This window comes from Metallosphaera javensis (ex Sakai et al. 2022) (assembly GCA_021654415.1).
In the GTDB taxonomy this organism is placed as follows: Archaea; Thermoproteota; Thermoprotei_A; order Sulfolobales; family Sulfolobaceae; genus Metallosphaera; species Metallosphaera javensis.
This window is the reverse complement of record AP024487.1, coordinates 631,004-654,552: the sequence shown is the minus strand read 5'-3', so window position 1 is coordinate 654,552 and position 23,549 is coordinate 631,004. Positions and strand designations below refer to the sequence as shown.

Annotated in this window: 27 protein-coding genes and 1 tRNA gene; 7 read left to right on the top strand and 21 right to left on the bottom strand. The window is 48.3% G+C overall.

Annotation, left to right across the window (positions count from 1 at the left end; translation table 11 throughout):
- Positions 1-91 precede the first annotated feature (91 nt).
- Positions 92-928, top strand: coding sequence for an IS5/IS1182 family transposase (locus tag QVC96_RS04025; protein WP_287689965.1), 837 nt, complete (start codon positions 92-94; stop codon positions 926-928).
- Here the strand turns inward: QVC96_RS04025 and QVC96_RS04020 are convergent.
- Both QVC96_RS04020 and QVC96_RS04015 read right to left on the bottom strand, forming a co-directional pair.
- Positions 896-1,432, bottom strand: coding sequence for an IS630 family transposase (locus tag QVC96_RS04020; protein WP_287688834.1), 537 nt, complete (start codon positions 1,430-1,432; stop codon positions 896-898). The genes QVC96_RS04025 and QVC96_RS04020 overlap by 33 nt on opposite strands.
- Positions 1,404-1,892: a helix-turn-helix domain-containing protein gene (locus QVC96_RS04015; protein WP_238027283.1), complete on the bottom strand. Its 489-nt coding sequence runs from the start codon at positions 1,890-1,892 to the stop codon at positions 1,404-1,406. Before QVC96_RS04015 ends, QVC96_RS04020 begins: the two co-directional genes overlap by 29 nt.
- A 45-nt stretch (positions 1,893-1,937) precedes the next feature.
- On the opposite strand from QVC96_RS04015, the gene QVC96_RS04010 reads away from it, so the two are divergent.
- Entirely contained in the window at positions 1,938-2,105 is a 168-nt protein-coding gene (locus tag QVC96_RS04010; RefSeq protein WP_287689441.1) for a hypothetical protein, read from the top strand.
- Between the two features lie 305 nt (positions 2,106-2,410).
- On the opposite strand, the gene QVC96_RS04005 is transcribed toward QVC96_RS04010, so the two are convergent.
- The 3 genes from QVC96_RS04005 to QVC96_RS03995 form a co-directional block, all read right to left on the bottom strand.
- Positions 2,411-2,485: transfer RNA gene (locus QVC96_RS04005), tRNA-Val, on the bottom strand.
- A 40-nt stretch (positions 2,486-2,525) separates the two neighbouring features.
- The gene (locus QVC96_RS04000; protein ID WP_238026738.1) at positions 2,526-2,753 is read right to left on the bottom strand and encodes a hypothetical protein; all 228 of its coding nucleotides are present in this window, start codon (positions 2,751-2,753) and stop codon (positions 2,526-2,528) included.
- 50 nt (positions 2,754-2,803) lie between these two features.
- On the bottom strand, positions 2,804-3,568 hold the full coding sequence (locus QVC96_RS03995; protein ID WP_287689964.1) for an AAA family ATPase: 765 nt from the start codon (positions 3,566-3,568) through the stop codon (positions 2,804-2,806).
- A gap of 142 nt (positions 3,569-3,710) precedes the next feature.
- Here QVC96_RS03995 and QVC96_RS03990 point away from each other — a divergent pair, with 142 nt between their 5' ends.
- Positions 3,711-4,553, top strand: a complete 843-nt coding sequence (locus QVC96_RS03990) for an RIO1 family regulatory kinase/ATPase (protein WP_287689963.1) — start codon at positions 3,711-3,713, stop codon at positions 4,551-4,553.
- On the top strand, positions 4,550-6,358 hold the full coding sequence (locus QVC96_RS03985) for a DUF460 domain-containing protein (RefSeq protein ID WP_287689962.1): 1,809 nt from the start codon (positions 4,550-4,552) through the stop codon (positions 6,356-6,358). The genes QVC96_RS03990 and QVC96_RS03985 overlap by 4 nt, the downstream gene beginning before the upstream one ends.
- Here the strand turns inward: QVC96_RS03985 and QVC96_RS03980 are convergent.
- On the bottom strand, positions 6,345-7,562 hold the full coding sequence (locus QVC96_RS03980) for a methionine adenosyltransferase (protein WP_287689961.1): 1,218 nt from the start codon (positions 7,560-7,562) through the stop codon (positions 6,345-6,347). The two genes, QVC96_RS03985 and QVC96_RS03980, sit on opposite strands and share 14 nt — an antisense overlap.
- Positions 7,563-7,595: 33 nt before the next feature.
- The gene (locus tag QVC96_RS03975) at positions 7,596-7,859 is read right to left on the bottom strand and encodes a U6 snRNA-associated Sm-like protein LSm6 (RefSeq protein WP_287689960.1); all 264 of its coding nucleotides are present in this window, start codon (positions 7,857-7,859) and stop codon (positions 7,596-7,598) included.
- 102 nt (positions 7,860-7,961) lie between these two features.
- Here QVC96_RS03975 and QVC96_RS03970 point away from each other — a divergent pair, with 102 nt between their 5' ends.
- Positions 7,962-8,282 (top strand): ArsR/SmtB family transcription factor, encoded by a 321-nt coding sequence (locus QVC96_RS03970; RefSeq protein WP_238026732.1) that lies wholly within the window; start codon positions 7,962-7,964, stop codon positions 8,280-8,282.
- Here the strand turns inward: QVC96_RS03970 and QVC96_RS03965 are convergent.
- The gene (locus QVC96_RS03965; protein ID WP_287689959.1) at positions 8,229-9,824 is read right to left on the bottom strand and encodes a CTP synthase; all 1,596 of its coding nucleotides are present in this window, start codon (positions 9,822-9,824) and stop codon (positions 8,229-8,231) included. The genes QVC96_RS03970 and QVC96_RS03965 overlap by 54 nt on opposite strands.
- A 91-nt stretch (positions 9,825-9,915) precedes the next feature.
- Here QVC96_RS03965 and QVC96_RS03960 point away from each other — a divergent pair, with 91 nt between their 5' ends.
- Together QVC96_RS03960 and QVC96_RS03955 are read left to right on the top strand one after the other, a co-directional pair.
- Complete coding sequence (locus QVC96_RS03960) at positions 9,916-10,599, top strand: orotidine 5'-phosphate decarboxylase / HUMPS family protein (protein WP_238026730.1); 684 nt, start codon at positions 9,916-9,918, stop codon at positions 10,597-10,599.
- Between the two features lie 4 nt (positions 10,600-10,603).
- Positions 10,604-11,083 (top strand): hypothetical protein, encoded by a 480-nt coding sequence (locus QVC96_RS03955; protein ID WP_238026729.1) that lies wholly within the window; start codon positions 10,604-10,606, stop codon positions 11,081-11,083.
- Between the two features lie 136 nt (positions 11,084-11,219).
- Here the strand turns inward: QVC96_RS03955 and QVC96_RS03950 are convergent, their stop codons facing one another.
- The 13 genes from QVC96_RS03950 to QVC96_RS03890 all read right to left on the bottom strand — a co-directional run bounded on the left by QVC96_RS03950 (position 11,220) and on the right by QVC96_RS03890 (position 23,514).
- A complete protein-coding gene (locus QVC96_RS03950) occupies positions 11,220-11,639 on the bottom strand; it encodes a DUF2153 domain-containing protein (RefSeq protein ID WP_238026728.1) in 420 nt (139 codons plus the stop codon).
- Positions 11,640-11,711: 72 nt separating this feature from the next.
- Complete coding sequence (locus tag QVC96_RS03945; protein ID WP_287689958.1) at positions 11,712-12,098, bottom strand: Trm112 family protein; 387 nt, start codon at positions 12,096-12,098, stop codon at positions 11,712-11,714.
- On the bottom strand, positions 12,095-13,459 hold the full coding sequence (glmM, locus tag QVC96_RS03940; RefSeq protein ID WP_287689957.1) for a phosphoglucosamine mutase: 1,365 nt from the start codon (positions 13,457-13,459) through the stop codon (positions 12,095-12,097). Before glmM ends, QVC96_RS03945 begins: the two co-directional genes overlap by 4 nt.
- A 120-nt stretch (positions 13,460-13,579) precedes the next feature.
- Complete coding sequence (locus QVC96_RS03935) at positions 13,580-14,674, bottom strand: NAD(P)/FAD-dependent oxidoreductase (protein ID WP_287689956.1); 1,095 nt, start codon at positions 14,672-14,674, stop codon at positions 13,580-13,582.
- 5 nt (positions 14,675-14,679) lie between these two features.
- Positions 14,680-16,059 carry a ferredoxin gene (locus QVC96_RS03930; protein WP_287689955.1) on the bottom strand — a complete coding sequence of 460 codons (1,380 nt, stop codon included), beginning with the start codon at positions 16,057-16,059 and terminating at the stop codon, positions 14,680-14,682.
- Positions 16,043-17,641 (bottom strand): alkaline phosphatase family protein, encoded by a 1,599-nt coding sequence (locus QVC96_RS03925; RefSeq protein ID WP_287689954.1) that lies wholly within the window; start codon positions 17,639-17,641, stop codon positions 16,043-16,045. Before QVC96_RS03925 ends, QVC96_RS03930 begins: the two co-directional genes overlap by 17 nt.
- On the bottom strand, positions 17,642-17,905 hold the full coding sequence (locus QVC96_RS03920; RefSeq protein ID WP_238026723.1) for a hypothetical protein: 264 nt from the start codon (positions 17,903-17,905) through the stop codon (positions 17,642-17,644).
- Positions 17,898-18,572, bottom strand: coding sequence for a uroporphyrinogen-III synthase (locus QVC96_RS03915; protein ID WP_287689953.1), 675 nt, complete (start codon positions 18,570-18,572; stop codon positions 17,898-17,900). Before QVC96_RS03915 ends, QVC96_RS03920 begins: the two co-directional genes overlap by 8 nt.
- Positions 18,553-19,425 carry a hydroxymethylbilane synthase gene (gene hemC / locus QVC96_RS03910; RefSeq protein WP_287689952.1) on the bottom strand — a complete coding sequence of 291 codons (873 nt, stop codon included), beginning with the start codon at positions 19,423-19,425 and terminating at the stop codon, positions 18,553-18,555. Before hemC ends, QVC96_RS03915 begins: the two co-directional genes overlap by 20 nt.
- Positions 19,422-20,699 carry a glutamate-1-semialdehyde 2,1-aminomutase gene (gene hemL, locus QVC96_RS03905; RefSeq protein ID WP_287689951.1) on the bottom strand — a complete coding sequence of 426 codons (1,278 nt, stop codon included), beginning with the start codon at positions 20,697-20,699 and terminating at the stop codon, positions 19,422-19,424. The genes hemC and hemL overlap by 4 nt, the downstream gene beginning before the upstream one ends.
- Positions 20,672-21,682, bottom strand: a complete 1,011-nt coding sequence (hemB, locus tag QVC96_RS03900) for a porphobilinogen synthase (RefSeq protein WP_238026718.1) — start codon at positions 21,680-21,682, stop codon at positions 20,672-20,674. Before hemB ends, hemL begins: the two co-directional genes overlap by 28 nt.
- A complete protein-coding gene (locus QVC96_RS03895; RefSeq protein ID WP_287689950.1) occupies positions 21,594-22,868 on the bottom strand; it encodes a glutamyl-tRNA reductase in 1,275 nt (424 codons plus the stop codon). Before QVC96_RS03895 ends, hemB begins: the two co-directional genes overlap by 89 nt.
- Positions 22,852-23,514: a precorrin-2 dehydrogenase/sirohydrochlorin ferrochelatase family protein gene (locus tag QVC96_RS03890; RefSeq protein ID WP_287689949.1), complete on the bottom strand. Its 663-nt coding sequence runs from the start codon at positions 23,512-23,514 to the stop codon at positions 22,852-22,854. Before QVC96_RS03890 ends, QVC96_RS03895 begins: the two co-directional genes overlap by 17 nt.
- Between the last annotated feature and the right edge of the window lie 35 nt (positions 23,515-23,549).

The following is a 23,549-nucleotide window of genomic DNA, read 5'->3' as shown; positions in this document are numbered from 1 at the left end:
AGAAAAATTCTACGAGAAAATATTTGGAGATTATAGAACTTCTGTAGAATCGTGGCGTAATACTTAAGTGGGGGAGAACGGACATCATACCATGAACTCCAAGATTATCCAACCACAATACGTAGTGATGTCCGTTCCCCCGGTAGAGGATATGCCCTTCAGGGATAAAATCCTTTTCCTCCTAACGCCCGTGGTGGAGATGGTTAGGCCGAGGGTGGAGAGGAGGATACCGGGGAGTTTCACCTACTTCAAGTTGCTGGTGGTCATGGTAGTGTATTGTTGTTCCCTGAGGGACGCGGTGAACTTGGTGAACACGGACGTGATAGTTAGGCTTTTCGTTGGTGAACGCGTTGGGAAGTCCACCCTGTTCCACTTCGTGGAGAGGTTCGCGAGGGTTAGGAGGGACCTGCTCAGGGAGATTGCGAGCGAACTTGAGGCCAAGTGCGGAACCGTGTATTTACCTTCTAGCGCGCTCTACGAGGGAGTTGAGTGGCTCGTTGACTCCTTCCTCCTGGATTTACCTCCAGGGAAGACCAGCCTGGAGATCATGATGGAGAAGTACAGGCTTGACGCTGTGAGCCTTGGACCTGTGGACAGGTTGAAGGCGTTCGTTAAGGCCAGGCTGAGGGCGAGGACAAGGAGGAGGTTCCAGGGAAGGTGGACCAAGAAGTGGACAAGGTCGTACTTTGGGCTCAAGGTCTTCCCGCTCATCTCGCCCGCCCTCTTCGTCCACGGACTTGAGGTCGAGTTCGCCAACTTCTCCGACGCGAGGTGCAGGCTGTCCAGGAGGGGGCTCAAGCTCGTGGACAGGGGTTTCAGGGAACGCGGTACCTTCGTCCATCCCCGCGGTCCATGGAAGTACCTTCGCCCCTACGTTAGTACTTTGTGGAAGTTTTTATCCATTGTTTTCTACCTCTATTTCATCTAAATCCAGATATTGGACCACATCAAGATTAAACTGATCGTGATGTTCCTCGAAGAACCTCCTCACCTCCTCCCTTGCCTCTTCCACGTTGTTGAAGAACCTGTTCGCAAGGTGGAACTTCAGGTCCTTGAAGATCCTCTCCACAGGGTTTAGCTCTGGCGAGTACTTTGGGGTGAAAACGGGTCTCACTCCCCTTCTCCTGAACAGGTCCAGGATAGCCCCCGTCTTGTGGGAGGAGTGGTTGTCAAGGACGAGGTACTTGGTCTCCCTGCCCCACTTCCTCTCCATCCTGTAAACGAAGCTCTTCATGTTCTTGCTGGAGAGGGAGTTGTAGAGGGTGTACAGCACCTTCCTTGAAATGGCGTCAAGGGCGAGGAAGACGTAGAAGTGCTGGAAGCCCAGGTTCACCCTGATCCTGGGCCTGGAACCCCTCCTGGCGAGGCACCTCCTCACCGTGGTGCCCACCACCACCCTTGTCTCATCGAAGAACGCTATCCTGCGTCCCATCAGTTCCTTCACTTTTTTTAAAATCGCGGTGCTTCTCCACCTCGGCCCTGGCGTTCACCGGCCTGGGCGTCACGAAACCGTACCCCAGCTGGTGCACTACCCTGTAAAGGTGATACCTATTGTAAACTATCCCCCTCTTCCTCAGCTCAGCGTTCAGCGCCCTCATGGTCCACCCCTCCAGGTTGTATCCCAGCTCCCTGGGACTTGTCTCCAGCACCTTCTTCACCTCCTCGCTGGAGTACTTCCTGGGCCTACCCGACCTTGGCCTATCCCTCAACGCTCCGACCCCTCCCCTCTTGTACTTCGCGACCCACTTCTTCACCGTTGAGTACGAAACCCCGAGGACCTCGGCCACCCTGTACTCCCTGAACCCGTCCACGAGGTACATCTTCACCCCCAGTATTCTCTGCCTTATCCTAGCATTCTTTTCCTCCCTGTAAGCCTTCTCTAATTCCTCCACATTCTATATTAGTAATACCAAGATAAAAACTTTACCTAAGTACTAGTGGAGCACTTCGGGATCTTCCTTAAGCAGCACTGGAGGCCCTACGCTGAGACCAAGGTTAGAAACGAGGCCTTCATCTACATGATGGCCATAACGTACAACATGGTCCACTTCCTGTCCATTCAGCGCAGGACTCCTCCTCAACTGCGAGCGGTCCAACTCCCCTAACGTCCTGGGACGTGAGGGGTAGTGCTGGATGCTAATGACCTGTTAATATAGAATCGTCGATATAAACTGTATAGAACTATTTAATCCTTTTTCAAGGTGTCGGCTTGAGACAAGTAATTAATTTTATGCTTCTTAGTTAAATAGGCCGAATTTTATGCAATCCGGACACTCTCTCGAGATTTTTATATCAATCATTTCAAACCACTCTCCATAATCATGTTCAAAGGCGCGTTATGTAATTTTTCCTCTCGCGTTATGCTATGGGAATAAAACCGGCGGAGTTCAATGAAAGTAACGTAAAAGTATGGACCCGGAGGGATTTGAACCCTCGACCTCAGCCGTGTGAGGGCTGCGTCCTAACCAGGCTAGACGACGGGTCCTCAGCACACTATTCGTTTATCCCATAAAAAATTTGCTAGTTCAAGCCTCCACAAGGATAGCGTAACCGGTATTAAAGTCCCCAAGGTCCGGGTCTATGTCAACTGCCAAAATTTTCTCCTCTGGTACTGATAGGTCCACAAGGGAAACGCGAAAGTCCGGGTAAAGTTTTCGCGCAACTCTAAGTGCCTCCTTGGCCTTATCAGCCTCGAGAAAATATCCGAAGACGCCAGAGGCACCAATTATCACAGGACCTACTGCGGATTTCATGTGATATTCAACGTCATGAGGATAATATTTTCATTTCACCGGTCTCACGATCATCTAGCCCTTAAACTTGCCACCTTCAAGGCGAAATCCTTAATCTCTGGGAGAACTGGAAACTCCTCAAAGGTTCCTGTGAACTGGAAGAGGTCCTCTGAGAAGGGCAACAATGCACCAAACCTGGCATTCAGCCTTTTCATCGCGTTGTCCAGCACTCCTCTGAACCTCTCCGCCTCTCCGGGACGTATCATGTTTATGATGAAACCTAGCATTGTACCATCCCTGACAGAGCCTATTGATTCAGCGTAAGCTATGTTGTCCTCAATGGTCCTGTTGAGGGAATCTGACACGAACAACTGCCAGATGGGGAACCCTGGATAAACTTCCTTGAACTTCTCCAGTTCATGTTTCACTATGTCGTCCTCAGGCCTTACCAGCTGGGCATTGTCCACAATCACGAAGGAATATTCCTTCATTCTGAGGATCCTCGTGTATATAGCCCACCCCTTATCCCCAAGTTTACTATCCATGTGAAACTTGTCAATGTCAGTCTTGTATCGAGGGCCATCCCCAAAGTATTTCAGGACAGTGACGGAACCCTTGCCTACCGCTATGTCCCGATACACCGTGGACTCAATCCCGTCCGATACGCTGGATACCAATCCAGGACCCTTAATCCCGGCCGTATATGAGGCGTATCCCACAAGGTCCCTATCCACCAGGAGAACGGGAAATCCCATCATGGCGAGGACCTTTGAAAGTGAGATGGCTACTGTTGATTTACCAACTCCTCCCTTGGAGCTTAGAACTGATATTCTCATCGATTTAACTAGAGAAAACAGGTTGTTTTATTTTTTGTTAATCTAATGTTTCCTTTCAGGTTAGTAGCTAAAAATCTACAGGCACGTAAAAGCAAAAATAGGTCATACAACATAGTTCTCTTATCTTATGAACTCTCTTACATTGGCTGAAAGAGTAGCCGTCACGGACAAGGTGGACTACCTCATCCTCAAATACCTTATTGAGAAGAGGGAGAGATTTGAGTACGTCCCGCAAAGCATTCTAAAGGACAGCTTGGCCCTAACTGAGAGGGAGATCCAGATAAGCCTGCTGAGGCTCACCAAGACCGGAGCCATAACCAAGAGGAGAGTAAGGGGAGAGGACTCCTTCTCCATAACCTTTACTGGACTTGACATTGTGGCGACCAAGTCCCTTTACTCCAAGGGAGTGATCAAAAGCCTGGGAATCACAATAGGTGAAGGGAAGGAGAGCAGGGTCATGTTTGGATACGATCGTGGGGATAACACAGTGGCGGTGAAGTACCACAGGGTCGGAAGGAAGAGCTTCAAGAAAAGGATCAGCGACTTTTCCAGTAAGAACTGGGTCTCCATGACCCTTGAGAACGCTAGAAGGGAGTACGAGGCGCTCCAGTGCGTAAAGAATAACATGGGCTATGTTCCTACCCCTATTGCCTTCACAACGAACGCTGTGGCCATGGAGTACTTCGAGGGGCTTCCCCTGTATAGGGTGGAGCTGAATGATCCTGAGAAGGTTCTGAACTCAATCCTTGGAACCATGAGGATAGCATATGTGTACTGTAGGGGATTAACCCACGGTGATCTGAGCCAGTTTAACGTTATCGTGAACGGGGATGAGGAGGTGAGGGTCATAGACTGGCCGCAGGCAACCAGAGATGACGACGTTCTGGTTGAGGACCTGAGCAGGATACTATCCTATTTTGAAAAGGAATATTCCCTTGAAAGAGACCTCGAGGAGGTTTTGGACTACGTAAAGGGATACTCATGAGGGTAATGGGTATTGATATAGAGAAGGGCTCACCTAGTTCCACGGAACAGCCGAGATATTCGGTGGCCATTCTGGACGAGAACGGGGAACCGGTAGTCAAGGCAGAGGACGTCACGAAGAGCAGGCTAGTGAGACTGGCGTGGGAATATGACGTGTCCCTACTCGGAACGGACAACATTTACGAACTGGGTAGCAACGACAGGGAGGTAATATCCCTTCTCTCGCTTCTCCCAGAGAAACTGGAGGTGATCCAGGTCACGGTGAAGAACGGCGTCTTTCTGGACCTGAGGGACGTTGCCAAGGAGTACGGAATTGAGGTTCAGGGCAAGCCAACTCCAGCAAGAACTGCATTCATCGTGGCGACCCTAGCCCTTAAGGGGGCCGGTACCAAAATTAAGTTCGTTGAGAACAGGACCAAAATCATCATTTCCAAGGGGAGGAGATCAGGGCCAGGAGGGATGAGCTCCAACAGGTACAAGCGGCACCTGAGGGGGTTGGTGCTGAGGGTGTTCAGAAGGGTAAAGGAGGAACTTGACAGACACAACTTCGACTATGATGTGGTTGTGAGGAGGACAAAGGCCGGGATGGAGGGAGCTATGTTCATAGTGTATGCCCCCAGGGAGAGCCTCTACGGGTTAGTGAAGAAGATGAGCGGTCACGACGTTAACCTAGAGATAAGGGCCTATTACAGGGACAGGATTGAGTTCGTGGACACCAAGAGAATCTCCCAGAGACCCGTGATCGTGGGGCTTGACCCGGGTCTGGAGGTTGGAATCTCCATCCTTGATATGTACGGAAATCCCGTCCTCCTCACAACCAAGAGAGGGGTGGACAGGGAATCAGTCATTGAACTCATCTTGGAGAAGGGAACTCCAGCCCTAATTGCCACCGACGTTAATCCCGTCCCTGATACCGTTAAGAAAATGAGTGCAGTCCTGAAGGCCAGACTCTACGTCCCTGAAAAGTCCCTCTCGGTGGATGAAAAACAGTCCCTCCTGGATGAGTACTCCACCAAATATGGTATTCACGTAAGTGATCCGCACATAAGGGACTCCCTGGCTGCTGCTATTGTGGCCTACAGGGAAGTGGAGAGGAAACTGAGGCAGGCTGAGGGCATGATAACCAGGTTCGGAATAGACATTGATAGAAATAACGTGTTCAGATGCGTGGTGAACGGGAGCACCATTGCGGAGTGCATAGAGAACGAGATAGAGAAGAAGATATCCGTTCCGCAGAACACAGGTGTGGTTAAACAGGAGGTTAAGGCAGAGCAGAACGAGAAACTGGCAGAGGAGAACACACTTCTCAAGCAGGAGTTGTTGAGACTCAACAGGACGGTATCTAGGCTGATTCATGAGAAGGAAATGCTGGAGAGGAGGGTGGAGGAAATAAAGAGACTCTACAACGCTGAACTGGACAGGGATAGGCGAGTTGAGGAGCTGAAGAGAATACTTGAACAGAAGAACAGGGAAATAATCAAGCTGAAGGAACAGGCCCAGGCCCAGTCGGAGATGGAGACTAGACTTGCTTCCGTCATTGAGAAATTGGTCAAGGATAGGGTCACTGTGGTAAAGGGAAATATGAAGGGGTTGGAGGTTAGGGATGGGGAACTCTACTTTGGGGAATGGAGAATCAACAACGACCTGGCCCTGTACGTAGGGAAGGATTTCGCCATAGTTGACGAGTGCCTCATAAAGGATCTCAACCTATTGAAAAAGGAAAGGGAATTAAATCAGGAAATGAGTGAGGATCTGCTAAAAAGGCTGATTGAGGAATATAGGTCTTCTAGGTCTAGAATAGCATGACCTTTCCTTCCAGAATCATCTGGGTTATCTTGTCAAATGAGTCCAGGTACTCCTCGGCTATTCCAGATATCTCTGCCTTGGTGTCAGACGTTATTGTCCCGGAATGAGTGGCAACTTCAACGTTAACTATCAGAGGATCGTTTATGGGTCTACCTATCTGACCCAGGACCTCTATCTGCACATTTCTGACGTCCTTAACCTGTTCCGATGCTTTCTTGGCTATTAGGTTCGCCACGATGTTGTAGAGCTTGCCCACATGGTTAACGGGGTTCTTGCCCGCGGTGGCCTCAAGCGACATGGGCCTCATGGGAGTTATGAGACCTATTCCCCTATTTCCCCTTCCTGTCATTCCATCGTCTCCGTGCTCTGCGGACGTGCCGGTCACGGTAAGATAGAGTATTCCCTGGTCCTCCCTGTCACCCGTATTAACGTTAACCTTGACGCTGAGGTCTGGGGCTATCTGAGAGGCCAGGTCCAGTACCTTCTCTTTCACCTGTTCCTTCACGGAAATGTAATGGTTCTTATCCTCTATGAGTGGACTTATGGCGGCCATTGCTATGGTGAGCGTGACTTCCTTTCCTCTTCTAAGCCCCATCACTTTTATGTCCTCACCGACCTCCGGAAGCTCAGTTTTCACCTTTTTTGAGTTGAGCATTCTCTCGGTCTGGAACACCAACTGCTCTAGCTTGGAGTAGGGTGCGAAACCCACACCAAAACTGGTATCGTTGGAGAGAGGAACAGACTTCCTTCCCTTGTCAAATATGCCCACTAGATCCGCTGAGCCCTTTCCTATCTTGTAGTCCACTATAACGTGCTTCTCTGCATCGAGATATCTGAAGTTTTCCCTTATCCAGTTCTTGACGCTCTCCACTATTATGGTACCCACTGGAACGTTGTCAATGCCGTCATTGGTCCTTACCTCGGTTGTGGCCCTGCCAGCCACTACAATATAAATAGGATGAATCACGTCACCGCCCCTGAACTTGGGAGAGGCCTGACCTCCCACCAGAAGGGTCTTATCAAGGTTGTGGTGAAGAATGGTCCCGTACGTCTTTAGATAGTAAAGGGATAGTTTCCTACTGGCTTCCTCGGATGCTGAATCTGCAATGTAGTCCGGGTGTCCTGTCCCTTTCCTCTCGGCTAACTCAACTGGTAAGGAATCTGGTTCTAAAGTTCTGAATGATTCAATGTTGATGTTTTTCATTTCACCCTCAACTGCCCTGCTACTTTTAAAAAATTACTTGCTCGTGTTAATGATGTTTTCGTAGTCAACGCTTACAAATAGGACATTGCTACCCCTTATGAGTACCCTGCCATAATTGGCTATGGGTTCGTCACTACCTTCCCTCATTTCCTTGCAGTCCCTGAGGACTAGGTTCATGGTTCCGTCAGATTGTTCCATCTTACCAATATACTCTGATCCGTCCTTGAGCTTAACGAGAACTATTTTGTTTGTTGCCATCCTTAGGCTTTTCAAAGGATTCTCTACCTTTGCCTGCAAAATTTTACCTCCTCCTTTAATCTTAAGACTTCACCACTATAAAAGAATGACGTGAAGAATTCAGGGACAAACCCTTTTGAATAGAGCTAAAAATATAGTTTCATGGAACTGGTGATCTCTGACGTTGAGGATATTGTAAGAGTTACTGAAGCTCTTTCCTCCGTCACCCGTGTTAATATTCTCAGACTGATAGCCGAGGGCGAGAAGAGCATCACGGACCTCAGCGAGGAATTGCACATGACCAAGGGAAACGTTAGCTCTCAGGTGGCGTTACTGGAGAGTTCAGGACTTGTGGAGGTGAGATACACCGAGGGAAACAAGGGGTTGAAAAAACTGATCAAAGCCAAGTACTCCAGGATTATAATCTCCCTAGCTTCCGACGACCGCCTTGAGGAAGCTCATGAACAGGGGAGCGGGGTTTAGGGGTCTACTCTTGAACTCTGGGTGAGCCTGGGTGGCTATGAAGAACCTGTGATCCTTGAGCTCAATCATTTCCACCAGACCGTTCTCGCTGATTCCAGAGATGACCAGTCCATGTTTCTGAAGTAGATCCACATAAGATGGATTCACCTCGTACCTGTGCCTGTGCCTTTCGTAAATCACATCCTTACCGTAAATGGAATGTGCAAGAGTTCCGTGAAGCAGGTTTATCCTTTGCGCCCCAAGCCTCATAGTCCCGCCAAATTGGGTGACCTTTTTCTGCTCATCCAGGAGGGTCACCACAGGATGGGGAGCGCTAGGATCTATCTCAGTGCTGTGCGCTCCCTGAAGACCCACCACATTTCTAGCAAACTCCACCACAGCCAGTTGTAGCCCAAAGCATATACCCAAAAAGGGTACGTTGTTAACCCTTGCGTAGTTTATTGCCCTGATCTTACCCTCTGTTCCTCTAGATCCAAATCCGGGTAAAACTATGATACCCTCGGCCTGCTTTAGTACAACCTCAGGGTTCTCCTTCTCCAGGTCTGAGGACTCGACCCAAAGTAGTTCCGGAATCACGCCTAGATGGGCAGAAGCGTGATATATGGCCTCCTTTATGCTGAGGTAACTGTCCTTAAGCTTGGTGTACTTCCCCACCAGGGCTATCTTCACTCTCCTGCCCTCCTTCCTTTTGACTGAGTACACGAATTTTTCCCATTCTCCGAAATCTGGCTTCCTTTGCGGTAGCCCAAGCTTAGATGTCACCTTATCCCCCAGACCCTGTCTCTGGAGAATAAGGGGGACTTCGTATGCAGTCTCCACGTCGTAACTTGAGAAAATGTACTCGGGTCTCACGTTGGTGAAGAGAGCGATCTTCCTCCTGGTATCCTCGTCTAGCTCCACGATGGATCTGGCGATCACTATATCGGGTTGTATCCCTATTCTCCTTAGTTCCTGGACGCTGTGCTGTAGGGGTTTTGTCTTCAGTTCTCCCGTAACGGAAAGGTACTCCACCAGCGCTACATGAACAAATATTACGTTATGCTCTTCCTCCTCCAGCCTGAGCTCTCTCATGGCCTCAAGGAAGGGCAATCCCTCAATATCCCCGACGGTTCCACCTATCTCTACTATCACTATATCCGCCTTCTCCACCTCACCAACTTTCCTCACCATAGCCTTGATTTCGTCAGTGACGTGGGGTATTATCTGGACCGTCTGGCCCATATACTTGCCTTCTCTCTCCTTTCTTATGACCTCAAAGTAGACCTTCCCGGCAGTTATGTTGTTGTGCTTACTTGTGTTAATGTTGAGAAATCTCTCGTAATGACCCAGGTCTAGATCAGTCTCGGCTCCATCCTCAGTAACGAAGACCTCCCCGTGCATGTAGGGGTTCATTGTGCCGGCGTCCACATTAATGTAGGGATCTACCTTGATTATGCTCACGTTATAGCCCATGTTTTTCAGGATGAGACCGAGAGAAGCTGAAACGGTACCCTTTCCGACACTCGAAAGTACTCCACCAGTAACTATGACGTATTTTGTCACTAGGAAATCACAGTAATCAAGTTTCTCACGGCGGGAATAAAAAGCCATTGCAGGTTAGTTTAATTATTACCCCCGAGTAACTAAAGCAAGTATGAGATCTGAGATTCTTGAAAGATTAAAACAAATGAAACATCTGCAGGTGGCGCTGGACTTCATTACCATGGATGACGCCCTCAAGGTGGCCAAGGAGGTGGCAGATTTACGGAACGTCATAATTGAGGCAGGAACTCCCCTCGTGAAATCCGAAGGAATAAGGGGGTTGTTGAAGCTCAGGGAGTTCAACAACATAGTCCTAGCTGACACCAAGACAGCTGATGCTGGAGATGTTGAGGTAGAGATAGCCCACAGGGGTAAGTCAGACATTATGACCGTGTTGGGCGCAATGGACGATTCCACGGTGGAAAGTGCGGTGAAAAGGGCTAGAGAGGTGGGAATAGTAGTTCAGGCAGACCTCATAGGCGTCAAGAACACCGTGGAAAGGGCAAAGGAGCTCTTCGGTCTCGGGGTGGATATAGTGGGATTTCACATAGGATTGGACGTGCAGAAGAAAAGAGGAGTAACAGTTGCCGACCTAAAGGAGGAGATTAGGCAGGCCAGCAAGTATGGATTGATCTCAGTGGCAGGGGGATTAAGTCCAAAGACCATACCGGAGCTAGCTGAGCTTCCCGTTTCCATTTATGTTGTAGGAGGGGCAATAACTAAGAGCAGTACTCCGAGAAAGGTGGCTGAGGAAATAATTAAAATCCTATCCACCAGTACTATAGCAACACGGTGATTGAATGTCTCAACCAAATCAGGGAGGACAGCCGGGTAAATCCAAGGAGCTGAAAACGTCATCAAAGCAGGTTATCTCTCCCTCTGTACTTAAGGAGGACAAGAGAAAGCTCCAATTGCTTTATATCATAAAGGTTCTTGGGGGAGTTACGGAAAAGGGTCTTATCACCTTACTCTACGAAGGGGCCCAGAAGGGATTGAATATGGGTCATCAGTTTAACACACTGGGAAACAACCTGATCAGTCCAACAGTCAAGGAGGACATAACTTCGCTTCTCTACCTAGGTTATATAGAGACTGACCAGACGAAGAAGCTAAAACTGACCAATGATGGAGAGGAAGCCTTAGCGGCAAATAAGCAACTACTGGATGAAGGTTTCATGAACACAGTGAATAGCGTGGTGACAGAGTTGAAACAGAAAATAGTATCAATTGACCAAGAGTACAATCTCAAGTTAAGATCCGAGAGGAGAAGGAGAAGATAAGAGTTTTATCCCGAACAAAATTTCTATCTTAGTTGGTTAGTAACTAACTGTAATTTCTCATTTCACGTTTAAAGAGTGAAAATCTGATACCTTAGAATTGTCGCGTGCCTCAAAAGGTTTAAGTGATTAAAAGGGATCACATTGTGGTGAAGGTTCCCCTCTTTGGCTGGCTAGGCTGTTCCTCCACGGGTGGCCTACTCCATATAAGTGGGTCTAACTTCCCCTCCTTTCCCAGTTTAGTTATGAGTTCCTTGGCTTGGCTGGTATGCCTCACATCAAGTTCCAAGAGCTGTTGAAGTATGGCCCAACTTGTCTTTTTGACGTCCTCCAGCATCTCCCTCGGCATATGCTTAATTATCATGGGGTCCTGCAACCACTGATCGAAGGCCTTCAGGGTCCTCATCATATGCTGAAAAGCTACCCTAGATGCTAGAATTAAATCCAGCCTGTCCTCTTCCATTGTCTCCTCTCTCTTCTCCATATCCTTGATCGTTGCAAGGAGGTTCTTCTGCATTTTTATCCATTCATCCAGATTACTAATGAATGAGCCTTCCATAATGTTTACACCAATGTAACTTAGGGAATGGCCATTAATAAGCTCATTTTAATTTTGATATCGCGAAACTAGTTAACTCTTGAGGTTAAAGGGAAGTCCACTCTCCAGCACCTTTTGAGGAATTTTAGATCTATACTTTTCCAGAAACTCTAGATCGCTCTCCCTTTTCCTCAGTTTATCGGGTAGCATCCTTGGTATTTCGTCTATTATTGGGTACCATCTGTTACAGGAGGGGCAAACCAGAAGGCCTTCCACTACCTCCTTCTTTATGCACTCGCCACATGGAGGAGATTCCAGAGACTTGACATCAGCGTTCTTGTAGGCACAGTAGATTTCGCAGAGTGGAGGTTGCCCATTAGGCTCCCTCTTGGGATAGTCCTTTTCCTGAAATACGTAGAGATCTAGATGGAAGTGTTTGCACATGGGACAGGCAAGTATATCCATTAACCTGTACTTCATGATGAAGCACCAATTATGCTCTTTACTTGATTTGCCAGCCTCTCTGCCATACCTTCATCCTTGGCCTCAACCATGACCCTTATGATGGGTTCGGTACCGCTCTTCCTCACCAGGATCCAGAAGTCCTTGTTAATGATCTTAACTCCGTCAATTTTCACTATCTGATTCCCAGCACCCAGTTCCCTCTCCACCCTTTCATACATCTTGGAGACGTCCATTCCTGGTTTGAGGTCTACCTTGGTCTTCACCAGGTGATACTGGGGTAGTCTATCGAAGAGTTCAGCAGAACTCACACCCTCGAATGCCATCATCTCCAGCATTAAAGCCAAGGACATGGCCCCGTCCCTCACGTACTGATGACCCGGGAAAATGAACCCTCCATTTTCCTCGAAACCTGCTATTCCCTTTTCCTGGATCAGCTTTCTCGCTATGTCCACACTTCCTACCTTTGTCCACACGACCTCTATTCCATACTGCGACAGAAACTCCTGAACAAGAGAGGAACTGGAAACAGCGGTGAACACTCGTCTCGGGAAGTTCACCTTTCGTGAGGCCCACCAGCTGAGGAGAGATCCACTCCTGTCTCCCCACTGTACCCTCCCCTTGGAGTCAATGAAGATTGCCCTGTCTGCGTCTCCGTCGTGTGCAACAGCGAGATCCACCTTGAGCGAGGACGCAATACCTGCAGTCTCCCTCAGGGACTCCATGGTTGGTTCTGGATTCCTTGCAGGGAATGTGGGATCTAGGTTCGCGTTGAGGGTGAAGATCTTGCATCCAAGCAGTCTAGCTACAATAGGAGTGGAAATTGATCCCACGCTATTGGCTCCATCCACCAGAACCTTGAAGTTTCTCGCCCTTATCTTCTCTACGTCCACATGAGAGAGAACTCCCTGTACATAGGTGTCTATGACCCTATCGTCCCTCTTTACGTCGTGAGTTAGCCTGTTCCAGGGAATTGTGTTGAATCTCCCTGAGAAATATATTTCCTCTATTCTGTCCTCCTTCTCTCTGGACACTTCCACGCCGTCTCTATCCAGAACCTTGATCCCGTTATGCTCCCTGGGGTTGTGGCTTGCAGTTATTATGACCCCACCGTCATATCCAAGGGTCTTCACGGCATACTGAAGTGCCGGAGTGGGAGCAAATCCGCCCTCGAAAACCCTTACCCCAGTGCTAAGGAGACCGCTCTCCACAGCCCTGCTTAGCATGTCTCCCCCAGCCCTAGCATCTCTTCCCAAAAGGATGTTACTCCCCTCACCGAAGAAGGTACCTATTGCCTTCCCAAGTCCCAGAGCCAGTTCAACCGTTAACTCTTGGTTTACTATTCCTCTAACTCCATCGGTACCAAACAGTTTTCCCATAACAATCTAAATGAGAGAAGATTAATAAAAACGCCCGGCACCTGTAGCCAGAAATGAGAAGCCATGTGCACTGGCTTGTTTCGCGACGTTAGAAACCCAATAACCTGCTAACTGTTCACGTTAGATAACCATTCTCTCATCTACTAGCCTGTTTTTCTCAAACCTTTCTGGACTGAAAATGTCAATAAATCTACTCTTTACGTTGTCTAGAATCAGATCCGCCATTATCTTTCCAGAGTAGGGTGAAAACATCATTCCATGACCGCTGTAACCGGCGTCAACGAAAAGGCCCTCTGGCCATGACTCAGAGTAGCCCATCACATGGGAGTGGTCCGGCGTCATCTCGTAATAGCCTGCCCATCCCCTTAATACCCTTATTCCCTCAGCCCCTTTCACTAACCTTCTCACGTCTTTTAAGAAGAGTTTCATCCTCTCCAGCGACACGTTAAAATCAAGAAATCCTCTTTCCCTAACGTCCTCAACTCCACCTATTATTTCGCCCTTTAGAGTATGGGAGAAGTAGACCTTAGGGGTTATGACAAGGGGTTTCACGCGATACTTAAGATCCTCAGTGATGAAAATCTCCTTCTTCTCCGGCTCCACTGGAAGAGATATTCCGTTTTCCTTCATGAACTTACCGCTCCACGCACCGAGAGTGACCACAACAGCGTCAGCACTTATCAACTTTCCATCAACCTTGACTCCCTTAACCTTTCCTCCGGAGATAACCAGCTCCTTTGCCTCTCCAGGTATCAACGTTACCTTGTCCTTAACTTCCTCATACATCCCAAAGGTTAGGTAGTCGTGGTGAAAGGCTCCATCCTGGGGAGCCAAGTAGCACTGAGCTTCACTCTTTATGTCCACCTCTGCACAGTCTAGGAACTTACCACTCACACCCAAGGATTTCCATATTCCATCCATTCTTTTAATGGTATCCAAGCTCCTATCATCTTCAAGAACCCAGAGATAACCAGTTTTGACGCAGACCGGATTGAGGGGTAGCTCCCTACACATTTTCAGAAGATAGGGAATGGCCTCCTTGGCGAACTCCACGTTCTCCCTTGTGTAGAAATGATATCTGAACCTTCCCGCGTTCCTCCCGCTCGACCCATAATTAATCCTGAACATCTCAACCACTGTGGAAGGAACGCCTTTCTTAGCTAGGTGATAGGCCAGGCTTATCCCATGACCTCCACCACCCAGAATAACCACCATGATCATCACATCGGATAAAGCGGTGATCTGAAGGTTATCAGCTTCTGACTTGAAAGAACGCTACCCGTAACGTAAGTACAGACCTTTCCCTGACACTCCCCAAGGCCAATCCCTCCTACCCTCTTGGCCAGTTCTACATTGTCGTAGCCCATTTTGGTGACCTGCTCTACATCGCTCCAGAGCACATCCTCACAGAAACAGGCGTATCCACCAGGAGAGTAGTAATATGGACTCCTCACGGACACGAAGTTCCTCGTGTAGTATTCGTGAAGGGGCATTTCCTTGAGGTGATAACTCAGGAAAGATAGGGCCTCAGGGTTAAATGGTGCCTCCCCGCTTAGCATTGATGCCTCGTCATCCCAAATCCCCCTAGCCCCTCCAACCACGAAATGCCCACAGCTCCTCATGTAACCGTCCATCTCGTGCTCCGGGAGATATATTCCCATGTTGGGGTAAAACCTGTACTCGCAACCGGCATTAGCCATTGACTCTATCCTTGGTTGCTTCACTGGAGCGAAGACCACTGCATCCACAAGCTGATTGCCCCTATCCCATTCCACGGAAAGCTTGCTGTCCTTAGGTTTCACCCTCAGGAAGTTGACCTCATCTATCTCCACCCCTTTAGTCTCAGCTAACTCCAGGTACCTCCTTGAGAAGAGTCTCACCTCACGCGGAATGAGGATCTTGGCACCGGCTACCAAAGCTGTCTTAATTGCGTCATCTGAGGAGCCAAGGACCACAACCTTACTGTAAATTGATCTCCTCTTGAGATATAACCTTCTAGAAATCACGTTCGGGTAGTCGTTACCCTCGAAAATTGGGGGCAAATATCTTCCGCCCACGGCAAAGATAACCTTGGAGGGTGAAATAAGGAGCAGTTTTTTACCCGCTCTGACCACGAAACCTTCCGTGAACTTTCCCATGAAGTCGCCCTGAATGATTCTGCTCTCGTTCTGCTTGATCACTTCCTTGATCTTGCTCACTAGTTCTCCTTGGTGAAGGGGATCATCAAAGAGGTCAGTAAAAAGGTCGTTTGTCACCAGTATACCCTTACTCCTGGAGAGTGCGGTCAGGCCAGAGAGTCCTGATCCTATTATCAATGTATCCACGTTAATCCTCTCCTCCGCATATTCCTCCAGGGCAGAGTAGCGCTCTGGAACGTTCATTCTTTCAGCTATCTTCTCCAGGAGCCAAGGAACATGTCTTATGAACTTGACGCGGTGCAGGTACATCCCGCTGAAGGGGAGACTGAAGCCTTTAAGTCCCGTTACAGGCTCACAGTTTTCCACCAGTTTCCCATTCAAATTGACCTCGGTATAGGGCAACCCCTTCTCGCAATCAAAGGGTGCCCTGATCCTACCATGTCTCTTACTCCTGACCTCCATTACTCAGGGCCTCCACCAAGACCCTTCCCTCCATCTTGGAACCCTGAACGTCCATGATTTTCAGGATGGTTGGAGCTATGTCAATGATCTTTGCCTTTATCTTCCTACCCTTAGCCAGACTGGGACCTGACCCCAGCACTATCCCGTAAAGATCTTCCTTCCTGTAGAATCCGTGATCACCCGTGGAGGTGGAATAGGGTCTTACAGGATCTATTTCGTTCTCATGGTCAACGTTGGAGCTCAGCGAATAATAATCCCTTATACTTAACTCTATGTCGCCCTGCCTATCTGAGGCCGGCGTATCCCTCATGTAAATTCCGGTGAAAATTGATTCTCCGTCATCCTTCAGTTCCTCCAGGTTCTTCACAATGTATCTCACAAGCTTCTGATACTCCTTTGGATAAACCACGCCAGCCTCTTCCCTATCCCTGAGGTTTATTCTGATCATCCCTCCTCCACCATAGTAGGCCTTGGTCTTCCCCCAGTTTATCTTACCGTCATCCATCTTCAACACGTTCAACCTCTCCAATATTTTATTTACGTAGACTCTCTTCTTTATCTTTGTTATTCCATGATCGGAACAAAGGAATATATTTTCTGCTAAACCCCGATGTAACATTAGAAACTTATCAGCCATCTTGTAGGCTTCAAAGATGAAATCCAACGCCTTTCCATCATCTACGCCATACAAGAGATGCTGAAGATTGTCCACTATGGGAAGGTAAGTGATCCCGAAGTCCCAATCCCTCTTCCTGAGGAGATAGAGGGAGTACTCAACAAAGAAGTTAAAGGAAAGCTCCGCAGTCTTCAGGTACTCATCGAAACTTATGATACCCTTGTTCAAGCCCTTGTAGTCCCCATCCAGTAGCATACCTACTCTCTTGACCACGTTCTCCCAAACCTCAAGTAGAAGCTCCCTGTTATTCCCCCACTTGAAGTTCAGAAAGGCTGGAGGAGTCACATACACTCCGTGATTGTTCCCGTGAAGGAAGACTGAGAACTTCAACTCCTCCTCTCCGCATTTACCATCAAGTTCCAATGGTCCAAGCCATGAGTCTTTCTCCACCTTGAATTCCCTTCCTTCCACCTGGACAAGATAGGCCCGGTCCTCTCCCTTCACGCTCCATTTCATTCCAAGAAACTCGTTTTCCCCTTCCTTGAGGACGATGCTCTCCGAGCACTTCTTCAGCTTTGCCTTATACGGATCGAAGAGAATTACGTTATCAAGTTTCCACTTATCTGGCAAAGCCTGGGGAGCAGAGGTTACCATGACCCTGTAGCCCTTTCTTCCCAGTATGGTCCAGAGGGGATCCACCAAAAGGGAATTACTGGAGAAGGCGGAGATGCTGGATTGGATCTTTCTACCTTTAACAAATATTCTAGGTGCGACAACACCGTGAACCTTAGGTGATACTCCGGTAAAAAGTGAGGCTAAGGCCACAGGAGTTATGGATGGGAAGGTACTCTCTAGTGGGCCGTATACTCCGTTCTCAGCCATTTCTTGGATAGCTGGTAACTGATGTATGAATCTCTCCATTAGATGATAGGCCAGCCCATCCACAACTACCAATAAAACTTTCAATCAATCACCTTTATCGTAAACTTTACGTTCTATGTCATCCCTGATTTTGTGAGGGGCTATCATGTTAACATGTTCCCTCTTTATGTTCCCCTTGTTATCAAAGCTAACAGCGAATTCGTAAATTCCCTTGGCGTTCTTGAACTGTCCAAATACGTCATATCGATCCTTGAAGTTCTGTATGAACTTTATGTCCACGGTATCCTCAACTACTGTAGGATCTATCTTCCTGAGTACCTTGAGGAGCAGATCCCGAATATCATCCATTCATTTCACCTCCTCTCAAATTCTTCATAACCTTAACGGTCCCTTCTATTGTGGACTCGTCGCTTTCAATGAAACTCAAGTCCGGTCTAAGTGTTTTCAGTGAAGCAGATGTCATTGGTCCTATGGTAACTACTCTATGACAATCCCTTATGAAATTAGCTACACTTTTAGCTATTAATGAACTCGTGAGCACCACAACGTCCACGGAACAGGTTGAGAGAAGTTCCCTAACCTGGTTTAGTTTGCCATTGTCGAGAATGAGGTCGTAGTTATACACCTCGTGGTAGGATATGGAAACGAGGAGTTTCCCCATATCATCTGAGGCCTTAAGACTTCTGAACGCAGTGACCTCTCGAACCCCGCTACCCAGAATGAGGAGGGCCAGATCCCTGCTGGTATATCTGGTGGGGTAGGTTGACTCAAAGCCGTGCTTCCTCAACTCCTCTGCTGTCCCTGGCCCAATGGAAAATATCCTTTTATTCCCTATCCTGTTGAAGTCCTTGAAACATTTCACCGCGTTCACACTGGTGAAGGCTATTCCCTCACTACCAAGGTAGGAGTCATTGTACTCCAGACACTTCACGGAGAAAATTGAGACGTTAAGCACTTCAAACCCTGGAATCTCCGGTAGAGAGCTCCCCTCAGGTCTAAGGTATAAGACCCTCATTTTTCATCGCCTTTACCAGCATCTTTCCCAGTTCGCGTCCCGCGATCTGAGGTGATTCGCGGGTGGAAACCTTAACCGTAACGCGCTTCACCCCATTACTGTAACTTGCTATCCCAGATAAGACGTCATCCTCCAGTCTAAATAAAACCCCCAATGGGGAGTGACAGCCACCTCCCACTACCTTCACTGTCTCCTTTTCAGCCAGGGCCTCCATCATGGTCCCTACATGATTAAGTTCTTGGAACATACCCCTGAGCTTGGAGCTTCCCACAACTGCTATTATTCCCTGATTGGGTTCTGGAGTGAAGCTCTCAACATCAAGGGGAAATCTCTTAATGTCAACCCCAAGTCTCCTTAATCCTGCCTCAGCTAGGATGATACCATCATACTCACGGTTCCTGTATTTCCTTAACCTCGTGTCCACGTTGCCCCTTATGTTCTCTACCACAAGGTCTGGCCTTATGACCTTGAGGAAGTTGGCCCTTCTTAGACTCCCTGTACCTATTCGCGATTTTTCTGGCAATTCACCAAGGTCAAGCTCAGAGACCAGAACGTCTACAGGGTCCTCCCTCCTGGGAGTTGCGAGCAATTCAAGGCCCAGGGGTAACTCTGAGGACATGTCCTTCATGCTGTGCACCGCCACGTCTGCCCTACCCTCCAGGACGGCCTCGTTCACTTCCTTCTCGAAAACACCCTTCCCTATCTCATGGAGGGGTTTGTTTCCGAACAGGTCTGCCTTAGTCTTAATCTCAATGAATTCTGTCTCATATCCCTGGCTTTCCAGGAAAGAGGTCACTATCTCTACCTGTTTAAGGCTGAGCTTGCTCCCCCTGGCTGCAATCCTTATCTTCACGTTAGATCCTCCAGGACCTTCTTGAAAACCTTGGCGCTCTGGTTCACAACCTCCTCGTCGTGAGCCCCGGAGGTAAATAGGGCCTCAAACTGGCTTGGAGGGATAAAGACCCCATCCCTTAGGAGATTCTCGTGAATTCTGACGTAAAGGTCCCTCTTTGCCTTACGAGCGTCACCGGCGTTCTTAACATCTCTCACCCCCAGGAAGAATTGGAAGAAGTTATAGACCCTGTTCACCACGTGGTCCATCCTTATTGCACCATCTATTTCCTCAGAGAGTATCCTTGCGGCCTTTTCACTAACCCTGTATACTTCCCCTCTCTCAAGTTCATGGATTGTGGCTATCCCAGCTGTCATGGAGATAGGGTTGGCATTAAAGGTTCCAGCATTGAACACCCTTCCAGAGGGAGTGAGCTGGTCCATTATATCCTTCCTTCCGCACACCGCGCCTATGGGAAAACCTCCTCCTATAATTTTCCCCAGTGTTGTCAGGTCGGGTTTCACTCCAAAATACGATTGCGCACCGCCCAGTCCCAGTCTGAAACCCGTTATCACCTCATCGAATATGAGCACTGCCCCGTATTCGCTGGTTAGTTTCCTCAAACCCGGTAGGAAGTCCTTCTCTGGAGGAATAACTCCCATGTTTCCCATTACTGGTTCCACTATAACCCCAGCTATTTCCTCCCTCCTTAGCACAGATTCCGTACACACCAGATCATTGTAGGGGCAAACCAGCACTGTGGATGATACCTCGCTTGGTATGCCATGGGAAAAGGGTACACCGAACTCTGAAGCTGCGCTTCCCGCGTCAATGAGAACGTAATCATGTGCCCCGTGATAGTTACCGTCAAACTTGAGTATCTTACTCCTGCCTGTGAATCCCCTGCTCAGCCTAAGTGCAGTCATGGTCGCCTCGGTGCCGCTGTTCACAAACCTGACCTTCTGGGCAGTGGGTATATGCTTCGTTATAAGGGAGGCCAATTCCACCTCAGCCTTGCTTGGGGTTCCATACAACCATCCCCTCTCCAGCTGATCCTTTACAGCCTCAATAACTCTAGGATGAGCGTGACCTAGGATGAGGGGGCCGTAGCCTAAAACGAAATCGATGAGCCTTTTGGAGTCCTCTGTAACCAGATATGCCCCCTTTGCCGACTTGGTATAGAAGGGAAAAGGTTTCACTGCTGCCCTAACGGGACTATTCACTCCCCCGGCAAAGAGGCTCTGGGCCTTGTTCCATAACTCGCTGCTCAAAACGGACTCGCCTCCGAAATCCATTCAGCAAGTTTCGGGGCATAATATGTCAGGATCATGTCGGCTCCCGCACGTTTTATGGCGTAGGTGATCTCCAGAACAGCCGCTCTTTCATTTAACCAGCCGTTGAGGACCGCGGCCTTAATCATGGAGTATTCCCCACTAACATGATAAGCCGCCAGGGGATATTCGGGATAGGTCTCCTTCACCAGCCTAATCACATCAAGGTAAGTGTGAGCAGGTTTAACCATGAGGATGTCGGCTCCCTCCTCCACATCTAGCCTAGCCTCCTTTATTGCCTCATGGGCATTGCGTGGATCCATCTGGTAACTTTTCCTGTCACCAAAGGCAGGGGCTGAGCTCGCTGCCTCCCTGAAGGGGGAATAGAAAACTGAGGCATATTTCACGCTGTATGACATTATTAGGGTGTCGGTGAAGCCGTTCTTATCAAGTTCCTCTCTTATGGCTCCAACTACTCCATCCATCATGCTGGAGGGCGCTACCACGTCTGCACCCGCCTCAGCTTGAGATAGAGCTATCTTGGCATGAACCTTCAAGCTCTCGTCATTATCAATGTAATATTGACTCCCCCTGTAATTCACTATCCCACAATGCCCGTGACTTGTGTACTCATCGGTGCACTCGTCAGCGAAGAGAAGTATCCTGTCCCCGAAGGTTTCCCTCAATATTTTCAAAGATCTCTGAATTACCCCATCCTTCTGAAAGGCTGAGCTTGCCACGTTGTCCTTGAAGGATGGAATCCCAAAGAGGATGACCTTCCTTATGCCCTTAGAGTAATTCTCCTCGACGAACTTGATGAGAGGGTCCCCCACGGGGTATCTGTAAACGTCGGGCATTGAAGATATTTCCTCAGGTTTGGATATACCTTCCTTGACGAAGATGGGCAGGATCAGATCATCACGACTCAGCTTCGTCTCCGCTACTGCGTCCCTTATATTCTTGTTCTGCCTTAACCTTCTCGGTCTTATCTTGGGATATCCCACCATGAGTGAATAGTGATGTGGCTAAGTTAATGTAGTTTATCTCATTGTTTTCAACTGCCCGTCTCATGTTCTGAAACATTGGAGAGAAAATCTTCTTGATCATGGACCTAGTCATGGCATCCAAGACATCCCTGGTTTCCTGGCTATTATCTCCGAGTACCCTCAGGGCCCTCTCCACTTCCTCCTTTCTAGTCTCCTCAACTCTAGACATGAAAGATGAAACAAAATCGTCATAGACCAGTTTCAGACAGTCCTTCCTGAAGTCCTCTAACCCCTCTTCAATTATAGACTGTGCCTTCTCAACCTCCTTCTGCCTTTCCTCCAGCTTAGCCCTTGATAGTTCCTCTAGATCCTTGAGGGTGTACACGTTTGGACCCTCAAACACTGGCGGAGATCCCAGATCTATGACAACCGTTCCTTCAGGGGCCTTAACCTTGTCTGGATAGAATATGGCTGAGAAAATTATATCGTAGTTATGTAGCCTGCTGAAGTCCAGTGGGAAGTAACTATATCCGTACTTGATAGCCAAGTTCCTCCCGCGCTCAAAGGTCCTGTTGAAGATGGTCACGTCAGTTGCCCCTTCGTTGTGGAGAATGAGAGCGAGTTTTCCCCCAATCTCTCCTGCCCCAAGAATGGCTATTCTCTTATTCACAATGTCGCCTAAACGACTTTTGGCGAACTCCACGGCAAGTGAATATACGCCTACCTTACCACGAGAGATTGCAGTCTCTAGTCTGACTCTTCTTCCTACCTTCAGGGATCTCTCAAGAAGCGCCCTCATGTAACGGGATCCTATGCCCAACTTCATGGAGTCCCTCATGGCATCCTTTATCTGCTTCAGTATCTCATACTCGCCCACAGATAGGGAATCAATACCTGATGCAACTTCGAATAGATGTTTGACCGCGTCCCTTCCCCTCAGAATCGTGGCATCTGTGGATATGACCTTGTTGTGAACCTCGTTAAGATAATGGAGTATCTCGCTTACGCTTGACCTGTCTCTCGAGAAAAGGTAAATTTCTATCCTGTTGCACGTCTGCAGAACGGCCATCTCCCCGTCATAATACTTGGAGAGCTCCTTTATCTCATTCCAGCCCAGATAATGGGAGGCAAGCTTATCCACTCCAACGGTCTTGTGAGTGTAAACTATTGCAGAGTATGAGTCCATGATGTCATTGGCTATGTTCATTGACGATCTCCTCTGCCCTTTTTAATGCATTACTCACATTTCCGTTATTAATGAAACTTTCGAATTCTCTATCAACAAATATTTTTTGATAGAGAGTATATCTAGTGCCTGGGTCACTCACCCTTCTCTTCAGCATTGTCTTTACGTCAGACATAACCTTCAATTCAAGCAATATCCTGGGGTCCTCCCTCACAGCTTCTAGGGCCCTGTCAAGTATCACCTTTGACATTATGCTCGACTTTCCCATGGTAGTAACGGCAATACCTATGTCCTCGTCTTCATAAAAAATGGGAACAATGAAAGATGAATCGGGCGGGTTAGTTGGGTTATTACACAGCTTCCTTGCCTTCCTGCAGAGGTCGCATATCCTGGAGTTTAACTCGGGGCTATTGGTTGCCGTCACCACTATGTCGTAATCCCTCAGGAATTCCTGATCGACTTCCCTCGCATCCAGCTCGATCCTCCTGATGTCTTCCCTCTTGGAGAGTTCATCTGAAAATGATAGGGAAACAACCGTAACGTCAGCTCCGTATTCCCGGAACTTGAGAGCCCGTTTAGTCCCAACCTTACCTCCACCAACAACTAGGATTCGCATTCCTGCCAGGTTAAGAAATACAGGAAAATAGCGAGTACTCGTAAATGACACAAATCAAATATGCGTGTTAAGATTTAAATTCACAT

What these genes read in the sequence shown, in the direction of transcription:
- QVC96_RS04025 (WP_287689965.1), top strand. Translation starts at nt 92, where the DNA reads ATGAACTCCAAGATTATCCAACCACAATACGTAGTGATGTCCGTTCCC.
- QVC96_RS04020 (WP_287688834.1), bottom strand. Translation starts at nt 1,432, where the DNA reads ATGGGACGCAGGATAGCGTTCTTCGATGAGACAAGGGTGGTGGTGGGC.
- QVC96_RS04000 (WP_238026738.1), bottom strand. Translation starts at nt 2,753, where the DNA reads ATGAAATCCGCAGTAGGTCCTGTGATAATTGGTGCCTCTGGCGTCTTC.
- QVC96_RS03995 (WP_287689964.1), bottom strand. Translation starts at nt 3,568, where the DNA reads ATGAGAATATCAGTTCTAAGCTCCAAGGGAGGAGTTGGTAAATCAACA.
- QVC96_RS03985 (WP_287689962.1), top strand. Translation starts at nt 4,550, where the DNA reads ATGAGGGTAATGGGTATTGATATAGAGAAGGGCTCACCTAGTTCCACG.
- QVC96_RS03980 (WP_287689961.1), bottom strand. Translation starts at nt 7,562, where the DNA reads ATGAAAAACATCAACATTGAATCATTCAGAACTTTAGAACCAGATTCC.
- QVC96_RS03970 (WP_238026732.1), top strand. Translation starts at nt 7,962, where the DNA reads ATGGAACTGGTGATCTCTGACGTTGAGGATATTGTAAGAGTTACTGAA.
- QVC96_RS03960 (WP_238026730.1), top strand. Translation starts at nt 9,916, where the DNA reads ATGAGATCTGAGATTCTTGAAAGATTAAAACAAATGAAACATCTGCAG.
- QVC96_RS03955 (WP_238026729.1), top strand. Translation starts at nt 10,604, where the DNA reads ATGTCTCAACCAAATCAGGGAGGACAGCCGGGTAAATCCAAGGAGCTG.
- QVC96_RS03950 (WP_238026728.1), bottom strand. Translation starts at nt 11,639, where the DNA reads ATGGAAGGCTCATTCATTAGTAATCTGGATGAATGGATAAAAATGCAG.
- QVC96_RS03945 (WP_287689958.1), bottom strand. Translation starts at nt 12,098, where the DNA reads ATGAAGTACAGGTTAATGGATATACTTGCCTGTCCCATGTGCAAACAC.
- glmM (WP_287689957.1), bottom strand. Translation starts at nt 13,459, where the DNA reads ATGGGAAAACTGTTTGGTACCGATGGAGTTAGAGGAATAGTAAACCAA.
- QVC96_RS03935 (WP_287689956.1), bottom strand. Translation starts at nt 14,674, where the DNA reads ATGGTGGTTATTCTGGGTGGTGGAGGTCATGGGATAAGCCTGGCCTAT.
- QVC96_RS03930 (WP_287689955.1), bottom strand. Translation starts at nt 16,059, where the DNA reads ATGGAGGTCAGGAGTAAGAGACATGGTAGGATCAGGGCACCCTTTGAT.
- QVC96_RS03920 (WP_238026723.1), bottom strand. Translation starts at nt 17,905, where the DNA reads ATGGATGATATTCGGGATCTGCTCCTCAAGGTACTCAGGAAGATAGAT.
- QVC96_RS03915 (WP_287689953.1), bottom strand. Translation starts at nt 18,572, where the DNA reads ATGAGGGTCTTATACCTTAGACCTGAGGGGAGCTCTCTACCGGAGATT.
- hemL (WP_287689951.1), bottom strand. Translation starts at nt 20,699, where the DNA reads ATGGATTTCGGAGGCGAGTCCGTTTTGAGCAGCGAGTTATGGAACAAG.
- hemB (WP_238026718.1), bottom strand. Translation starts at nt 21,682, where the DNA reads ATGGTGGGATATCCCAAGATAAGACCGAGAAGGTTAAGGCAGAACAAG.
- QVC96_RS03895 (WP_287689950.1), bottom strand. Translation starts at nt 22,868, where the DNA reads ATGAACATAGCCAATGACATCATGGACTCATACTCTGCAATAGTTTAC.